The sequence below is a fragment of the Bacillus sp. NMTD17 genome, assembly GCF_002998735.1.
Lineage (GTDB): Bacteria > Bacillota > Bacilli > Bacillales > Bacillaceae > Bacillus.
Window position 1 is genome coordinate 182,144 of the sequence record NZ_PVRH01000002.1, and the last position, 15,163, is coordinate 197,306.

Consider the following 15,163-nt stretch of genomic DNA (forward strand, 5'->3'; position numbering starts at 1 on the left):
CCTTTTAAAACCAAAAATTCATAAAATCTTTTGTTTCGTTTTATATACGTAAGCTAAAATTTCTGCGATCGCCTTAAAGTATTCCTCTGGCACCGCTTGGTCGATGTCGACCTGATCATATAGTGCACGAGCGAGCGGCCGGTTTTCTACGGTCATGATATCGTGCTCTTTCGCAATCGTTCTAATTTTCAAAGCCAAAATATCTGTTCCCTTTGCCACAACAAAGGGCGCGTCCATCTTTTCTTCGTCATATTTTAAAGCAATTGCATAGTGGGTTGGGTTTGTAATGATGACGTCCGCTTTTGGGACTTCCTGCATCATCCGTCTCATGGCCATTTCCCGCTGGCGCTGTTTAATCTTTGATTTTATGAGCGGGTCACCCTCAGATTTTTTATACTCATCTTTGATGTCTTGTTTAGACATCCGTAAGTTTTTTTCATAATCAAATTTCTGATACATATAATCAAGCCCTGCTAAGATCATGAGAGCGCCTGCTGCATATAGACCCATAATCAAGGTCATATTTGCGACGAAATGAAGGGTTTCCTCTGCTGTTAATAAAGGAAGCCGCAGAATTTCGTCAAAGTGCATCCAAAGTGCAATAAATGTCGCAAAACCAACAAAACCAATTTTCAAAATAGATTTTAATAGCTCTACGAGGGCTCGAATACTGTATATCCGTTTAAACCCTTTGATAGGATCTAGCTTTTCTAATTTCGGTTTGATGACTTCTGTTGAAAAGAGAAAGCCAACTTGTAAATAGTTACTGATGACACCTGCCAGCATACCAACACCAAGGATTGGCATGAGAAGGAGCGCTGTTTCCTGAAGCAATTCCATGAATAGTTGATGAATATTAGATGTGCTAACCTTCATTAGCATGGTTGTTGAATAAAAACGTTCAATAAGCGCAATAATACGCTCTTTCATAAAAGGCCCAATAAAAAAGAATGATAAAAAGATTAATAGAAATGAGATGGCTGTATTGACGTCGGTACTTTTGGCAACCTGACCTTTTTTACGTGAATCTTGTCTCTTTTTCGGCGTTGCTTTTTCTGTTTTTTCACCTGCGAAAAATTGCAAGTCTAGTCTAAGCCTTGTCATCATGACGAACCACCGACCAATGCTAAGAAATTCCTCATGGTGAGTACAATCGTATCAAATGTATTTTGGACAACACCGAAGATGACGCCCATACAGATGATGATCATAATAAAACTCACACCCATTTTAATAGGAAGTCCGACCACAAAAACGTTCATCTGAGGAACTGTTCGTGCCACAATGCCCAGTGCCAAATCGACCAAAAACAAGCTGGCGACAACCGGTGCTGAGATTTGAAAGGCAATGATGAACATTTGGTTGAAGCTCTTTGCAATAAAGTAAGCAAAGGATTCACTGCCGAAATTCAGTGCGTACTGATCAACTGCAATATATTGAAAGCTGTAATAGATTCCATCAAGCAGCAGGTGATGTGCATTGGTTGCCAGCATCAATAGCAATGTGACCGTATAAAAAAACTGCCCCATCAGCGGCGTTTGCGCCCCTGTTTGTGGATCAATCACATTGGCGATCGCAAAGCCCATTTGAAAATCAATGAATGAGCCGGCAATTTGAACAGCGGACACCATGATATATGCAATCAGGCCAAGCAGAAGTCCAACCATTGCTTCTTTCACCGCAAGCATCATATAAAGACCGTCTATGTCGAGTGCTGGCGGTTCCTTAATCGTGCTAAAACTAATCACAGCTAAAAACAGTGAGAATCCAACTCTGTGTACTGCTGGGATTGTTCTATGCGCTAAAAGCGGTACTGTCACAAAAAAAGCGGTGATCCGAATAAAAACTAACAGAAAAGCAGGGAATAATTCTATGATTGACATCGCCGGTTAACCTGCAAATCGATCTAAATTCGAGAACAGCTCTGTCGTAAAGGACACAATGGTTGACAGCATCCATGGACCAAACACAACAAGCCCAATCAGAACTGCAACAATTTTAGGAATGAACGCAAGCGTCTGTTCTTGAATTTGGGTTGTCGCCTGAAACACACTGACAATCAGTCCCACAATAAGAGCGAGCGCTAGAAGCGGCCCACTGACAAGCAATACCACATACACTGATCTTTCAGCCATCGTAATGACAAATTCTGAACTCATGTTTTAAGCACCTACTCTAAAAGCTTTGCAGCAAAGATTTAACAATCAAATACCATCCATCGACTAAAACAAATAACAATATTTTGAAAGGGAGCGATATCATAACCGGCGGAAGCATCATCATCCCCATTGACATCAGGACACTTGCGACCACCATGTCAATAATTAAAAATGGAATAAAGATCATGAAACCAATTTGAAATGCCGTCTTTAATTCTGAAATCGCAAAAGCGGGTACCATCGCCGTTAACGGAATATCTTTTATCGATTCAGGTGTATCCATTTTTGCGTAACTAAGAAATAAAGCCAAATCCTTCTGTCTCGTATGTTTACTCATAAACTCTTTAATCGGCACTTCGGCTTTTTCATATGCCTGATTTAGCGTAATGTCATCATTTAAAAGCGGCGTCAGTGCCTCTTTATTAATCTCTGAGAACGTGGGTGCCATGATAAAAAATGTGAGAAACAAAGCAAGCCCTACAAGCACTTGGTTTGGCGGCATTGAGTTGGTTGCAAGTGACGTTCTAACGAATGAAAGTACAATCACAATCCGTGTAAAACACGTCATTAAAATGAGAATGCCTGGTGCAACCGAAAATACGGTTAAAAGTAAAAGAAGACGGACTGACGTGCTAATATTCCCTGCACCGCTGGAATTAAATAAATCGATAAACTCATTCATTTTGTTTCGGGCCTTTCTTTCTGACTTCTGATTGGGTCTTTTTCAATTCGGCTAGCTGCGCCTTCAAATTGGCTGAAAAAGAAGAAGTGGTTGGCTGATTTTGTTTCTTTACCTGCGATGTGAATTTTTGAACGATTTTTGGTAAATCTGTTTTGCTTTCCATCGCTTCTTCATATTGTTTCACGATCGCTTCACATTCTTGTTCATCATCAATTTCTTTTAGCAGCTGGATTGAGTCCGCTACACCGACAACTAATACTCGTTTGCCCACTTTGATAAGCTGGACTGAACGGTTTTGGCCAACCGTCGTTCCGCCAATATTTTCAACATAGCGAAATGGTTTGAGTAAACGGTTTTGCTTACCAACAAATCTCACCAATCCATATATGAGCAGGATGACAAAAAGTAAGGCACCAATCATTTTGACAAAATCCATAATGGAGACAGAAGAAGAGGGAACTTCTTCTGCCGGATTCGTTTGATTGTCAGTGGTTGTCTTTTCTGTATCCTTTTTGCTGCTTTTCTCTTCTTTGATCCAGTCATTCACTGTGCCATTTTCAGGATCTTTCGTTTCAGCAAGCAGTGAGGCAGGCTGCATCGTCAAGAAAAGCATAAAACTGATCATGGCTATACATATCAAACGTTTTTTCAACAAGTCTTACACCCTTTTTTAGCCTAACGTTTTATTAATTGCTTCAAGTACACGGTCTGCCTGGAACGGCTTCACGATAAAGTCTTTTGCACCTGCTTGGATCGCGTCAATAACCATTGACTGCTGCCCCATTGCAGAACACATGATGATTTTTGCAGAAGCGTCGATTTGTTTAATTTCTTTAAGTGCTGTGATCCCGTCCATTTCTGGCATTGTGATATCCATTGTGACAAGATCTGGAGAAGTTTCTTTGTATTTTTCAACTGCTTGAGCGCCGTTTTCTGCTTCTCCTACGACATCAAATCCGTTTTTTACAAGAATATCCTTTATCATCATTCTCATGAATGCTGCATCATCTACGATTAATACCTTAGTAGCCATTTACTTATTCTCTCCCTATATGTTTGTTTATTTTAAATTAGAAAGTCTTTCTGACTGACTTAATATATCAGTCACACGAACACCAAAGTTCTCATCAATGACAACGACTTCCCCTTTGGCGACGATTCGTTTGTTCACCAGAATGTCTACTGGCTCCCCAGCAAGTTTGTCCAGTTCAATGATACTTCCAGCTGAAAGCTCAAGGACTTCTTTTACACTGCGCTGAGTTCTTCCAAGTTCCACCGTAATGGAAAGCGGAATATCCATCAGCATATCAAGATTTCCAAGCTGGCTTGTTGTATGCTGAGGCTCACTGAACGCTTCAAATTCAACAGGCGCTACATTTACAGGTGCTGCCGGCTTTGGCTTCGCCTGTCTTTTCGCCGGAGCTGCTTGCTGCGCTGGTGCAGACTGCGTTTGCGGAGCTGCCGGCTGAGGTTCAGGTGTGCTCACTTGCGTGTCTTGAACCTGCTCTTCCTCTTGCGCAGGGTCTGTTAATTCTGCGATTAGATCTTTTGCAAATGTAATAGGATAAAGCTGCATAATATTTGAATCGATGAGTTCACCTATTTTTAATCTGAAGGATACTTTGACAAGCATTTCTTCAGCTGGAATGCGGTCTGTCCCTTCTCCTTCTTTCACATCAAGTAATTCGACGCGCGGCGGAGAAATATCAATCTTTTTATTAAAGACCGTCGACATGGATGTCGCAGCAGACCCCATCATTTGGTTCATCGCTTCTTGCACTGCACTTAAGTGAATCTCGCTTAAAGAAGGGTCAGCATTTGTCCCGTCTCCGCCCATCATTAAGTCCGCAATGACTGCTGCATCTGTTTGCTGGACGACAAGCAAGTTACTTGCGCTGAAGCCTTCTGTATAATTCACTTCAATAGCGACATACGGATGAGGAAATTCCTCATTCAGCATACTTTTTTGAATCACTGTAACAGTTGGAGTAGTAATCTCCACTTTTTGATTTAATAGGGTTGAAAGTGCTGTTGCAGAGCTACCGAATGAAATGTTTCCGATTTCCCCAATGGCATCTTGCTCCATTGCAGAAAGGATTGTATCAGGCTCTATATCGTCATTGCTGCCTCCTTTAAGGAGCGCATCGATTTCGTCTTGTGATAATTTACTTCCGTTATTCTCCATCTTCTTCACCTCTTATGTCGTGATCTAGAATTTGAATCGCCTGTTTCCGATTCACGCGGCCGGCCTGTCCCAAGAATTTCGGTTTATTTCCGACCATAACAGTAAGAGGCGCATTTACTGGTTTGTCCAAGGCAATACAATCACCAATTTCCAAATTCAAAAACTCTTCCACCGTCATTTCCGATTCCCCTAGCTCTGCGACTACCGGTATTTTTGCCGTCATAATCCGTTTTTCAATGGCCTTTGTTTCTTGTTGTTTTGGTTCATTTCGTTCAGACTGCATCCAGTAGTGTACAGACAGCTTCGGAATAATAGGCTCCAATACAACATGAGGAATACATAGGTTAATAACCCCGCTGACCTCACCAATTTGTGTATTAAGAGAAATGACGACAACTGTTTCGTTTGGTGACACCATTTGAACAAACTGGGGATTTACCTCGAAATCTGCCATTTCAGGCTCGATGTCGGTTATGGACTGCCACGCTTCTCTGTAATTTTCCAAAGCTCCCTCAAACATGTTTGAGATAATCTTTGTTTCGATTTCTGTAAGTGATTCTGTCTTATTATGACTAATGCCAATCCCGCCCATCAGCCTGTCCATCATGGCATAGCCGATTGTTGGGTTCACTTCAAGCATGATTCTTCCTTCAAGCGGGCTGACGTAAAATAAGTTTAATAATGTCATATTAGGAATCGAACGAATAAATTCTTCGTATGGTACTTGGTCAACCGAGCTGACAGTAATTTGAATATATGATCTTAGCTGAGCTGAAAAGTGCGTGGTGAGCAGTCTAGCGAAGTTATCATGAATCCTTGTTAAACTTCGAATCTGGTCTTTCGAAAAGCGCAGTGCACGTTTAAAATCATACACCTTCACTTTTTTCGTCGTTTCTTCTTTTTTCAGCTCTTCTGCATCCATTTCGCCTGTAGATATGGCGGATAATAATGCATCGATCTCATTCTGGGAAAGCACTTCTCCTGACATTTCTTCACCTCCATCGTGTCAATTAATCGCCTCTATTGCAGATTAAAGGAGGTTATATATACTTCTTTCACCTTGCCATCTTGCAAATAGTTATTCACTTTGTTTTTGACTAGTGTTTTAAAATGTTCTCTGCCTTTTTTGCCATCAAGTTCATCTGCATTCGTGTCTGATAAAATGTCGATTACGGCGTCTTTCACTTGAAAACTTCTTTTCTCGAGCTCTTCTTTTGCTTTTTCAGAATCCGTTTCAATATTCAATACAAGTTTGACAGCATTTCCTTCAGACTTTAAATTAGTAATAATCTCAGGAATTTCAACAGAAGCTTTTACGACTTCATCTGCTGTTGGCTCTTTTTCTGCTTTTGCTTCGTCTGACCCATTCAGCAGAAAAAAGATGCCTGCTCCAATTCCGACGATGGCAATAATCATGATTAGCATTACTACGACTAATTTCTTCTTCATTCAAACTCCTCTATTCCTTGATTCAATGAAATGACTTGGATTTTTCTGTAGAAAGAAATGATTTTCTCTTGAAGCTGCTCTTTATCTTCTTTCACAACGAATTTCTTTCCATTGGCTAATGTAATGGTCGTGTCTGGAAAGCTTTCGATTTGCTCGATATGGAGAGCGTTCAGCATAAATCCTTTGCCATTTAATCTTGTCACTTCAATCATATTAAGCAGAGAAGCGATAAACCGCTCCCCCTACCTCCTATCGTTTCAGATTCACAAGCTCTTGCAGGATTTCATCAGATGTTGTGATCGTCTTTGCATTCGATTGGAAACCACGCTGTGCGATAATCATTTCAGTAAACTCGTCTGTTAAATCAACGTTTGACATTTCAAGTCTACCTGTTTGGATGACGCCCGTTCCTTGTTCACCAGGTACGATAGGGTTACTTGGAGCACCTGAGCTTAACGTTTGGCGGTAAAGGTTGTCACCAACTTTGTCTAATCCTCCTGCGTTACGGAAAGATACGAGTGATACTTGACCAACGGTTCTTGATACATTGTTTTCAACAACCGAAACCGTTCCATCTGGACCAACACTCACACTCGAAACGCCGTCTGGAATCGTTATCTTTTGTCCATTCATTCCAAGCAGATAATTTCCATCAGGGGTGACTAAGCTTCCCTCTGAATCAGTGTCGAAATTCCCTGTTCTTGTATAAAGAATTTCTCCTTGACTTTCAATCCGGAAAAACCCATCTCCATTGATATAGAAGTCGTAAGGTTCATTTGTATTTTGAGAAGATCCCGCTGACATGATTTTATCAATAGAAGATAAAGATGATCCTAAACCAATTTGTTTTGAGTTGATTGAACCAGAGTTGTTCGTTGGTCCACCAGAACTTCCAATGGTTTGGCTGACCATATCTTTAAAAGTGATACGGCTTTTTTTGTATCCGTGTGTATTGACGTTGGCTACGTTGTTGGCTACAACATCTAATTTTGATTGGAAGTTTTTCATTCCGCTAATTCCTGAGTAAAGTGAGCGTAACATTTATTTTCCTCCTCGAATTACTTCGTTTTTTCTCCAACTGCTGTAACATCCCAAGGGCTGATTTTCGTTCCATCTTCTAAATACAAGAAGTATTCATTGTTTATGTTTTTAACAGACTTCACAGTGCCTGATATCTCTTTATCATCTTGTTTACCGGATACTTCTTTACCAATCCATCCTACATACGTCGTAAACGGATCTTGGTGAGCAACAAATGTAGACATGAGCTGATTCAGCTTGGTAATAGAATCATTCATATTGGTTTGTTGTTCTAAAGATGAAAATGTTGCAAGCTGTGTGACAAACTCACGGTCATCTAGTGGGTTTGTTGGATCTTGGTTTTGAAGCTGTGTAAGCAATATTTTCAAGAATTGATCTTTACCGAGCGTATCTGTTTTCTTTTCTGTCTTTGAAGAAGTGTCTGTTTGTGCGACTGTTCTATTTGTAGCATCAACTGTTGCCATTAGATTTCCTCCTCTTCTTCATCTGACCCAACAAGAGCATCCAGTACATCTTGGAATTCTGCTTCCTGTTCATCAGGCTTCTGGAAATTCTGCCCTTTTGACTGCTGCTGCTTGTTTTCTTCATTAAACTGTCCAAATAACGACTGCTCATTTGATTGAAGCGGTATATGGAAACGGTCCACTTGAACCGACATATTCGGAAGCGCCTGTTTGAGCTGCGGCAGATGGTGCTCTAACAGCTCTTTCGCTGCTTGCGTTGAAGCTGTAATTTTACTCGCATACATGCCGTTTTGCTTCGTCAGCTGAATCGTGATAAATCCGAGATTTTCTGGATTTAATCGAACTGTGAAGCGTCCGCTTGAGTTTCCAAATGGCGTGAATTTCATTTGCTTCCACGTATTTAGTATTTGTTGATCAACCGTTCCTGGCTTTTCATCAGTTGTTTGTGTCTGTTGAACAGGAGCTGCTGATTGCAGTTGAAAAAACTGCTTATGACCTGGCAAAAGCGTATGAGTGATGTTTTTTTCAGAAGCAGGTGCAGCAGTGCTTTGTCCTTTGACAACTTCCTTTTTGATGAGCCATTCAAGGGAGGAAGCACCTTTTGCCGGAGAAGCAAGAGTAGATTCTTGTCTTGGAGAGACCAATTCTTTTAACTCTCCTAAAGCAATTTTCAACTCTTTGTCTGATCCTTTTGCGTTTGCCATCATATGGTCGATTAACTGATTAAAGTGTTTCAGCTCACTTTGAGACATCGAATTCAGCTTTGGTGCTGAACCCTGCGAGAAAAACTGCTCTTTTACTTGCTGAATCAGTTTCTCATCTACCCCATTTTTTGAAAGAAAGTGAATGAAGTCTTGACCCTTTGCTTCAATATCCTGCACTAACTTTGCATCAAAGCTGAGCGGCTGTTGATTGAGCAGTTGATATAAGAAAAAGTGGACTTGTATGAGCTGCTCACTATGTTCAGAAGCTGGCTTATCAGCTTGATCACCGTAAATGGATGATTCCATTTTTTTAAATAGCTCTTCTAGTGACTTGAGATCAGACGAATCAAGCGTTTGACCTTGAAGTGTTTGAAGCGCGCTAAGAAGGTCTCCGTTGATGCCTTCTTCAGGTGATTGCATCCATTTTTCAATGATTTGCATCGCATCATTGATGGAAAGAGTGGCACCCGCTGTCTCAGTATTCACAAGGTCGCTTTGAGCGCCTGCCCCGCTAAGTAATTGTTTAAACAACCCGCTTGCAGAGGCCACGCCGCTCCCCTTTGGTCCCGAGAGACCTTGAGACGATTGCTGTAAGGCTCCAATATCCAATAGCTTCACTTATTGTCCACCCCCATTTTCACTTTCTTTTTTAGAAAGCTCTTTCGTAAACGTAGCTGCCTTCTGAGGTGTTAGTTTTGCTAATATGTCTGTTAGTTTATTTTTGCTCAGCTCTTCGAGGATCTTCAATGCCTCTTTATCACTTAATTCTGATAAAATTTTGGCGGATTTCCCTGCGTCCATGCTTTCATAGATACTGACAATCTTCCCTTTAGGTTTCTGGTTAGAGGCTCCTGCCCCATCAGAAGTTGTCCCTGACGCATTATTACCTGATGTATCTCTTGATGAGCTGTTGTTTGTTGAACTATCACTCGCTGACGTATTATTCGCATCATTTTTAGATGTTTTTTCAAGCGAACTGATTTTTTGATTCAGTCTTTTAATCTCTTCATCACTTGTTTTTAAATCTTTTTGCGCAATTTCAAGTTCATTTTTTTGCTCTTTAATGGTCTTTTTCAGTTCCTTCAATTCTGCATCGCTTTGATCATTATGTGAAGATGACGTTTTTGAGGTGTCATCTGAACCAACCAAACTGCTGATCACCGGAATGTTTTGGAGCGGTTTCTTTAGATCAAAACCCGCAATATAAAGGATTGTGCCAGTCACAATCACAAGCACAATCAATGGGATAATGACAATAAACAAGATCCATTGAAATTTACCGCCGCTTGATTCCTTCGTTTTTTCCTTCTTAGGCATTATCTCGACTCCTAATGTCCTTGAAACATGAATTGGCTGATAGAGATATCATCCATTTCTTTCATTTCAATGGCCTTATGTTCAAGGGAAAACTTTTCATACTGCTTTTCTTTCATTTTTTCAAACTTTTTAAACTCAATGTTTTTTTCAGTTAAATCAGATTGTTTTTCATTCATTTGATGGCGTTTCATGATCACAAGCTGCTGATAGTGCTGAATGGTGTTATCTAAATTGGTCACAAATTGCTGGTAATGACGCATTTCTTGAACACTCATACCACTTCTCAGCTTTTCTTCTTTGCTTTTTTCCATTAATTCTTTTTTACTCATATTTTCATAGAGTTTTTCAGCGACTTGCTCAAATGCTGAAACGGATTGTTGGTACGCTGCGAGTGACTTGTCTTTTTCACTTTCTTTCAGTTCTAAGAGCTTTTGAAATTTGTATTGATATCTCACTGTTTTTGTCAATCCTCTCTATTCATCAAACGGAGCAATAAATTCACACTGTCTTCAATAGATACAGCCTCTTCTACATCCTGCTTCAAAAATGAAATCAGATGAGGATAAGCCTGCATGGCCTCATCAATGTCTTTCGAGGAGCCTTTTTTATAAGCTCCAATGTTAATGAGGTCTTCAGCGTTTTGATAAGTGGATAAAAGCTGGCGGAACCGGTTGGCCGCCTCCTTGTGATCATGACTTGCGATATTGCTCATAACGCGGCTGATACTTTTCAGAATATTGACAGCGGGAAATTGTCCTTTGTTGGCTAAAGCACGATCAAGTACAATGTGGCCATCTAAGATCCCCCTGACTGTATCAGCGATTGGCTCATTCATATCGTCACCATCAACAAGCACTGTGTAAAACGCTGTGATGGAACCAAGCTGATTCGTTCCAGTTCGTTCAAGTAATTTAGGCAGTATAGCGAACACCGAAGGCGTATATCCTTTTGTCGTTGGCGGTTCGCCAGTTGCAAGACCGATTTCCCTTTGTGCCATAGCGACCCGTGTAACAGAGTCCATCATGAACATGACATTTTTCCCTCTGTCTCTAAAATATTCCGCAATAGCTGTTGCTGTATAAGCAGCTTTCATTCTCGTCAGTGCAGGCTGGTCAGAAGTTGCGACAACAACAATTGATCGCTTCAGTCCTTCGGCACCTAAATCCTTTTCAATAAACTCACGAACTTCACGGCCACGCTCTCCTACAAGGGCAATGACATTCAGATCTGCTTCTGTCTGCTTTGCAATCATCCCCATTAAGGTACTTTTTCCAACACCACTTCCAGCAAAAATCCCGATCCTTTGACCAGTGCCAACTGTGAGCAGACTATCGATCACTCTGACACCAACGCCCATCTTTTCTCGAATCGGCGGCCTGTCCATCGGATTTGGGGGAGACTGTTCTGTCGAAACAGGCGCAAGTCCCTTTGGAAGCATACTGCCGTCCAGCGGATCACCGAAGGCATCAACGACTTCGCCGATTAATCCAGTCCCAACTTTGACCTTCAGCGACTCACCTGTCGCTTCAACTAGACTTCCTGGTGAAATATTGGATGCTTCTACATAAGGCATGAGCAGAATGTTTTCATCTCTAAACCCTACGACCTCTGCTTTTATCGGATCGTGCCTACGCCCTTTTTTATGAATGAGACACACGTCTCCGATAGAACTCTCCGGCCCCTTAGATTCAATCATCAGCCCAACAACTCGATTGACTTTGCCAAATCGTTTATAAGGATCGGCGGTTTCAATTGTTTCTTTTAACACATCAATGTTCATTTGTGATCACCTGAATCAATGACTTCTAGTAACTTTTCTTTCAACTGATTCATTTGGGTATCAACACTCGCTTCCACTTTTCCAAAGCTTGTTTCTACGTAACAAGTCCCTTTTGGCGCTTTTTCATCCGAGTAAATGGCAAGGTGTGTATCCTTTTGAAGGATTCTGATTAATTCGTCTTTATACTCCATCACATGATCGTAATGTTCAGGGTCAACATAGATGGAAATATCGTCATATTCTTTCACTTCTGAAATGACCTGCTTCACGAGAGCCAAAAATTGATCTTTCGTGTCCTCAGCCGAGTACCAAACGCGTTTGGCGAGTTCGAAAGCCAGTTCCACAATTTTTTCTGCGGAGCTTTCAATTTTTTCTTCGTAATCCTGCTTGGCAAGACTGACAATGTCATTCGCTTGATCAAGAATCGATTGGTACTGCATATTCGCATCTGTTTCACCCTTTTGGAAGCCATCTTGGTAACCTGCTTGTTTCGCTTCTTCAATGAGCTGCATTCTTTCTTCTTCAAAAGCAGCGCGGCGCTGATTGATTTCAGCCATTGTTTTTTCAAGCTCACTATTTGCTTGTTCTACTATACGGCTTGCTTGATCTTCAGCATCACTTAGTACAAGCTGCGATGCTTCTGTTTCATTGACAAGCTCTTCTTCGTGATGTTCTTTTTTAAACTCCACTTGCTGCAAAGGAATCGTTTGCCGGCCTTGCTCAGGAATAACAGATGTTTCATGTTTGATAATCCTAGACAATGATATCGTCTCCTCCGCCTCGAGCTATGACGATTTCTCCAGCTTCCTCGAGTCGTCTTACGATGCTGACAATACGAGTTTGTGCTTCCTCGACATCTCTAAGCCGGACAGGTCCCATAAACTCCATTTCTTCTTTGAACGTTTCGACCATTCGCTGTGACATGTTGCGGAAGACAATTTCTTTGACCTCTTCGCTTGCCACTTTGAGCGCGAGCAATAAGTCGTCATTTTCAACATCTCTGATCACGCGCTGAATCGCTCTACTGTCAAGAGTGACAATATCTTCAAAGACAAACATACGTTTCTTAATTTCATCAGCAAGCTCAGGATCTTGAATTTCAAGTGTGTCTAAAATGGTCTTCTCGGTCGCACGGTCTACACCATTTAGTACTTCTACAACCGCTTCGACCCCGCCCGTTTGCGTATAGTCCTGCGTAAAGGTTGAAGAAAGCTTTTGTTCAAGAATGCGTTCCACTTCATTGATGATCTCTGGAGATGTGCGGTCCATTAAAGCAATACGTCTCGCAACCTCTGTTTGTACTTCCTCTCCTAATTCAGATAAAATCTGCCCAGCTTGGACTGGATCTAAGTAGGAAAGGATGAGCGCGATGGTTTGTGGATGCTCATGCTGGATAAAGTTTAAGATTTGTTCTGGGTCAGCCTTTCGAGCAAAATCAAACGGTTTCACTTGAAGCGAGGATGTTAATCGGTTTAAGATGCTGTCCGCTTTGTCCTCACCAAGCGCTTTTTCAAGCACTTGTCTTGCGTACATAAGACCGCCTTGTGATATGTAGTCCTGCGCGATGGCGATGCTGTGAAACTCTTCGATGATTTCATCTTTCTTAGCAGTATCTACACTTCGTACATTGGAAATTTCTAATGTTAATTTTTCTATTTCGTCTTCAGACAGATGTTTGTATACAGATGCTGACACGTCTAGCCCTAAGGAAATCATTAGGATTGCTGCTTTTTGTCTGCCTGTTAGTCGATTTGGATCTTTTCTCGACATGTGTATTCCTCCTAATCCTCGGACAGCCAGCTGCGTAGCAATTTAGCAAAGTCTTCTGGTTTTTCTTTTGCCATTTTTTCAAGCTGATTTTTTCTCACCATTTCTTCTGTTTCTGGTTCAGTGTCGATATCAGGAACATGGATTGGTGTACGTTCATCAAACTCAAACTCTTCTTCCTCTTCTTTTCTGCGTTTACGCACAAGAAGAATAATGAGAGCGATAATTGCAAGTAGTAGCACACCGCCTACAATATAAACCCAGATTGGAATATTGTTTGATGGGTTTTCTGCTGCAGTTTGCTGTTTACCGTCTAATTTTGATACAGATAAAACAATTTTGTTATCTAAGTCCGCTTGAGTGAGCGCTTGACCATTTGTGTATTCTTTATCAATTGAAGTGCTAATGATCGTTGAAAGAATCTTTTTGATATCATCTTGCCTTTCAGGTGTTAAAGAGTTCACATCGTTTGCAGTTGGTGGTTCGACCAATGCTTGAATGCCAACATCTCTAATTTTATAAGGGCTCTCTTTGATATCTTTATGAATGCGGTTGACTTCATAGTTGATACGATCTTCGCTCTTTTCGTAATCTCCGCTACCGTTCGCTCCATCGGCGCCTTGATAATTTGTGACATCATCGTCGCCTGTTCCAGCGGTGCCTCCAGCTGCTGCACCATTTCCTGAATAAGTTTCAGCAATCTTTTCAGCACTGACAGCAATGCCTTGCATGTTTTCTTTATCAACTGGTTCTACAAGATCTTCTTTTCTTTTCTCTTCAGTAAAATCAATGTCTGTTGTGACCGATACAGCCACTTTTTCTTGACCCATCATTGTTCCGAGCAGCTGTTGAATTTTTCTTTGAAGGTTCTTTTCAATCTCTTCTTTTTTCTGCTGCTGTGCATCCATTCCACTTGCATAAGAATCGGAACTGCTGTTTAAGTCGTAGTAGTTGGAATCTTGGTCCATAATGACAATGTTTTCTGTCTTTAAATTCGGCACACTTTTTGAAATAAGATGATAAAGGCCTTTTACTTGCTGCGGCGCGAGCGTGTAGCCAGACTCAACTTGCAGCACAATGGATGCTGATGCATTACTTTGCTCTTCTCCAACAAAAACGGAATCTTTTGGCAGGTTAATCATAACTTTTGAATCTTTAATCCCATCAATCGTGTTGATCAGATTGGATAGTTCTGTCTGAGTTGCGTCTACTTTCAGAACATCAAATTCATTATCTGTTAAACCGAAGCCGGAATTGTTCGCAAAGAAGGAATAATCAATATTCCCTGTCTTAGGGAGACCCTCAGATGCGAGTGTTACTTTTAAAGTGTCGGCCTGCTTTTCTGGAACGAGAATCGTTGTTCCATTATTCGCAAGTTCCGATTTAACGTTTTTGCCATCCAGTTCCTGTTTGATTTGCCCAGCTTCTGCCTCAGACAAATCTCTAAACAATGGAACCATTTTTTCAGAAGAAGCAAAGATGCTAACAACCGTAATAATGATTGCTAGGGCAGCAACGCCGCCAATCATGAGTATTTTTTGTAATTTTGATCGATTTCGCCAAAACTCAACTGTTTTTGTTCTTAATTGCATTAAAGTACGATTCATCTTAACCC

19 protein-coding genes are annotated in these 15,163 nt (G+C 41.1%); all 19 read right to left on the bottom strand.

All coding sequences use genetic code 11. The annotated features are described in order from the left end of the window. Nucleotides 1-18: 18 nt before the first annotated feature. Genes flhB through fliF form a run of 19 tightly spaced genes read right to left on the bottom strand, consistent with a single transcriptional unit; the run spans nt 19 to nt 15,155 of the window. Nucleotides 19-1,107 (bottom strand): flagellar biosynthesis protein FlhB, encoded by a 1,089-nt coding sequence (flhB, locus tag C6347_RS06000; protein ID WP_106036788.1) that lies wholly within the window; start codon nt 1,105-1,107, stop codon nt 19-21. Continuing rightward, nucleotides 1,104-1,883 (bottom strand): flagellar biosynthetic protein FliR, encoded by a 780-nt coding sequence (gene fliR / locus C6347_RS06005; protein ID WP_012009967.1) that lies wholly within the window; start codon nt 1,881-1,883, stop codon nt 1,104-1,106. The genes flhB and fliR overlap by 4 nt, the downstream gene beginning before the upstream one ends. Nucleotides 1,884-1,889: 6 nt before the next feature. Further along, a complete protein-coding gene (gene fliQ / locus C6347_RS06010; RefSeq protein ID WP_003211206.1) occupies nt 1,890-2,159 on the bottom strand; it encodes a flagellar biosynthesis protein FliQ in 270 nt (89 codons plus the stop codon). A 16-nt stretch (nt 2,160-2,175) separates the two neighbouring features. After that, the gene (gene fliP / locus C6347_RS06015; protein WP_007499580.1) at nt 2,176-2,841 is read right to left on the bottom strand and encodes a flagellar type III secretion system pore protein FliP; all 666 of its coding nucleotides are present in this window, start codon (nt 2,839-2,841) and stop codon (nt 2,176-2,178) included. After that, nucleotides 2,834-3,493 (bottom strand): flagella biosynthesis regulatory protein FliZ, encoded by a 660-nt coding sequence (gene fliZ, locus C6347_RS06020; RefSeq protein ID WP_060596262.1) that lies wholly within the window; start codon nt 3,491-3,493, stop codon nt 2,834-2,836. Before fliZ ends, fliP begins: the two co-directional genes overlap by 8 nt. Nucleotides 3,494-3,511: 18 nt before the next feature. After that, nucleotides 3,512-3,874 (bottom strand): chemotaxis protein CheY, encoded by a 363-nt coding sequence (gene cheY, locus C6347_RS06025; protein WP_007499584.1) that lies wholly within the window; start codon nt 3,872-3,874, stop codon nt 3,512-3,514. Nucleotides 3,875-3,901: 27 nt separating this feature from the next. Further along, a complete protein-coding gene (gene fliY, locus C6347_RS06030) occupies nt 3,902-5,026 on the bottom strand; it encodes a flagellar motor switch phosphatase FliY (protein WP_106047794.1) in 1,125 nt (374 codons plus the stop codon). After that, the gene (gene fliM, locus C6347_RS06035) at nt 5,016-6,014 is read right to left on the bottom strand and encodes a flagellar motor switch protein FliM (protein WP_003212239.1); all 999 of its coding nucleotides are present in this window, start codon (nt 6,012-6,014) and stop codon (nt 5,016-5,018) included. Before fliM ends, fliY begins: the two co-directional genes overlap by 11 nt. Before the next feature lie 32 nt (nt 6,015-6,046). Next, nucleotides 6,047-6,475, bottom strand: coding sequence for a flagellar basal body-associated protein FliL (gene fliL / locus C6347_RS06040; RefSeq protein WP_034662353.1), 429 nt, complete (start codon nt 6,473-6,475; stop codon nt 6,047-6,049). Then, entirely contained in the window at nt 6,472-6,687 is a 216-nt protein-coding gene (swrD, locus tag C6347_RS06045) for a swarming motility protein SwrD (RefSeq protein WP_034662354.1), read from the bottom strand. The genes fliL and swrD overlap by 4 nt, the downstream gene beginning before the upstream one ends. Before the next feature lie 37 nt (nt 6,688-6,724). Next, a complete protein-coding gene (gene flgG / locus C6347_RS06050) occupies nt 6,725-7,516 on the bottom strand; it encodes a flagellar basal body rod protein FlgG (RefSeq protein ID WP_066030908.1) in 792 nt (263 codons plus the stop codon). 17 nt (nt 7,517-7,533) lie between these two features. Continuing rightward, nucleotides 7,534-7,980: a flagellar hook assembly protein FlgD gene (flgD, locus tag C6347_RS06055; RefSeq protein ID WP_106047793.1), complete on the bottom strand. Its 447-nt coding sequence runs from the start codon at nt 7,978-7,980 to the stop codon at nt 7,534-7,536. After that, complete coding sequence (locus C6347_RS06060; RefSeq protein ID WP_066030909.1) at nt 7,980-9,302, bottom strand: flagellar hook-length control protein FliK; 1,323 nt, start codon at nt 9,300-9,302, stop codon at nt 7,980-7,982. The genes flgD and C6347_RS06060 overlap by 1 nt, the downstream gene beginning before the upstream one ends. Then, nucleotides 9,303-10,001 carry a MotE family protein gene (locus C6347_RS06065; protein ID WP_066030910.1) on the bottom strand — a complete coding sequence of 233 codons (699 nt, stop codon included), beginning with the start codon at nt 9,999-10,001 and terminating at the stop codon, nt 9,303-9,305. Nucleotides 10,002-10,012: 11 nt separating this feature from the next. Next, entirely contained in the window at nt 10,013-10,456 is a 444-nt protein-coding gene (gene fliJ, locus C6347_RS06070) for a flagellar export protein FliJ (protein WP_034620036.1), read from the bottom strand. 8 nt (nt 10,457-10,464) lie between these two features. Next, nucleotides 10,465-11,781 carry a flagellar protein export ATPase FliI gene (fliI, locus tag C6347_RS06075; protein ID WP_034662365.1) on the bottom strand — a complete coding sequence of 439 codons (1,317 nt, stop codon included), beginning with the start codon at nt 11,779-11,781 and terminating at the stop codon, nt 10,465-10,467. After that, nucleotides 11,778-12,542 (bottom strand): flagellar assembly protein FliH, encoded by a 765-nt coding sequence (fliH, locus tag C6347_RS06080; RefSeq protein ID WP_034662367.1) that lies wholly within the window; start codon nt 12,540-12,542, stop codon nt 11,778-11,780. Before fliH ends, fliI begins: the two co-directional genes overlap by 4 nt. After that, nucleotides 12,535-13,551, bottom strand: a complete 1,017-nt coding sequence (gene fliG, locus C6347_RS06085; protein WP_008344808.1) for a flagellar motor switch protein FliG — start codon at nt 13,549-13,551, stop codon at nt 12,535-12,537. Before fliG ends, fliH begins: the two co-directional genes overlap by 8 nt. Nucleotides 13,552-13,562: 11 nt before the next feature. Beyond that, on the bottom strand, nt 13,563-15,155 hold the full coding sequence (gene fliF / locus C6347_RS06090; protein WP_060596256.1) for a flagellar basal-body MS-ring/collar protein FliF: 1,593 nt from the start codon (nt 15,153-15,155) through the stop codon (nt 13,563-13,565). Between the last annotated feature and the right edge of the window lie 8 nt (nt 15,156-15,163).

Coding starts and splice junctions, on each gene's coding strand:
- fliY (WP_106047794.1), bottom strand. CDS start 5,026: ATGGAGAATAACGGAAGTAAATTATCACAAGACGAAATCGATGCGCTC.
- flhB (WP_106036788.1), bottom strand. CDS start 1,107: ATGATGACAAGGCTTAGACTAGACTTGCAATTTTTCGCAGGTGAAAAA.
- fliL (WP_034662353.1), bottom strand. CDS start 6,475: ATGAAGAAGAAATTAGTCGTAGTAATGCTAATCATGATTATTGCCATC.
- swrD (WP_034662354.1), bottom strand. CDS start 6,687: ATGATTGAAGTGACAAGATTAAATGGCAAAGGATTTATGCTGAACGCT.
- flgD (WP_106047793.1), bottom strand. CDS start 7,980: ATGGCAACAGTTGATGCTACAAATAGAACAGTCGCACAAACAGACACT.
- fliQ (WP_003211206.1), bottom strand. CDS start 2,159: ATGAGTTCAGAATTTGTCATTACGATGGCTGAAAGATCAGTGTATGTG.
- fliR (WP_012009967.1), bottom strand. CDS start 1,883: ATGTCAATCATAGAATTATTCCCTGCTTTTCTGTTAGTTTTTATTCGG.
- flgG (WP_066030908.1), bottom strand. CDS start 7,516: ATGTTACGCTCACTTTACTCAGGAATTAGCGGAATGAAAAACTTCCAA.
- fliI (WP_034662365.1), bottom strand. CDS start 11,781: ATGAACATTGATGTGTTAAAAGAAACAATTGAAACCGCCGATCCTTAT.
- fliF (WP_060596256.1), bottom strand. CDS start 15,155: ATGAATCGTACTTTAATGCAATTAAGAACAAAAACAGTTGAGTTTTGG.
- fliM (WP_003212239.1), bottom strand. CDS start 6,014: ATGTCAGGAGAAGTGCTTTCCCAGAATGAGATCGATGCATTATTATCC.
- C6347_RS06065 (WP_066030910.1), bottom strand. CDS start 10,001: ATGCCTAAGAAGGAAAAAACGAAGGAATCAAGCGGCGGTAAATTTCAA.
- cheY (WP_007499584.1), bottom strand. CDS start 3,874: ATGGCTACTAAGGTATTAATCGTAGATGATGCAGCATTCATGAGAATG.
- fliP (WP_007499580.1), bottom strand. CDS start 2,841: ATGAATGAGTTTATCGATTTATTTAATTCCAGCGGTGCAGGGAATATT.
- fliG (WP_008344808.1), bottom strand. CDS start 13,551: ATGTCGAGAAAAGATCCAAATCGACTAACAGGCAGACAAAAAGCAGCA.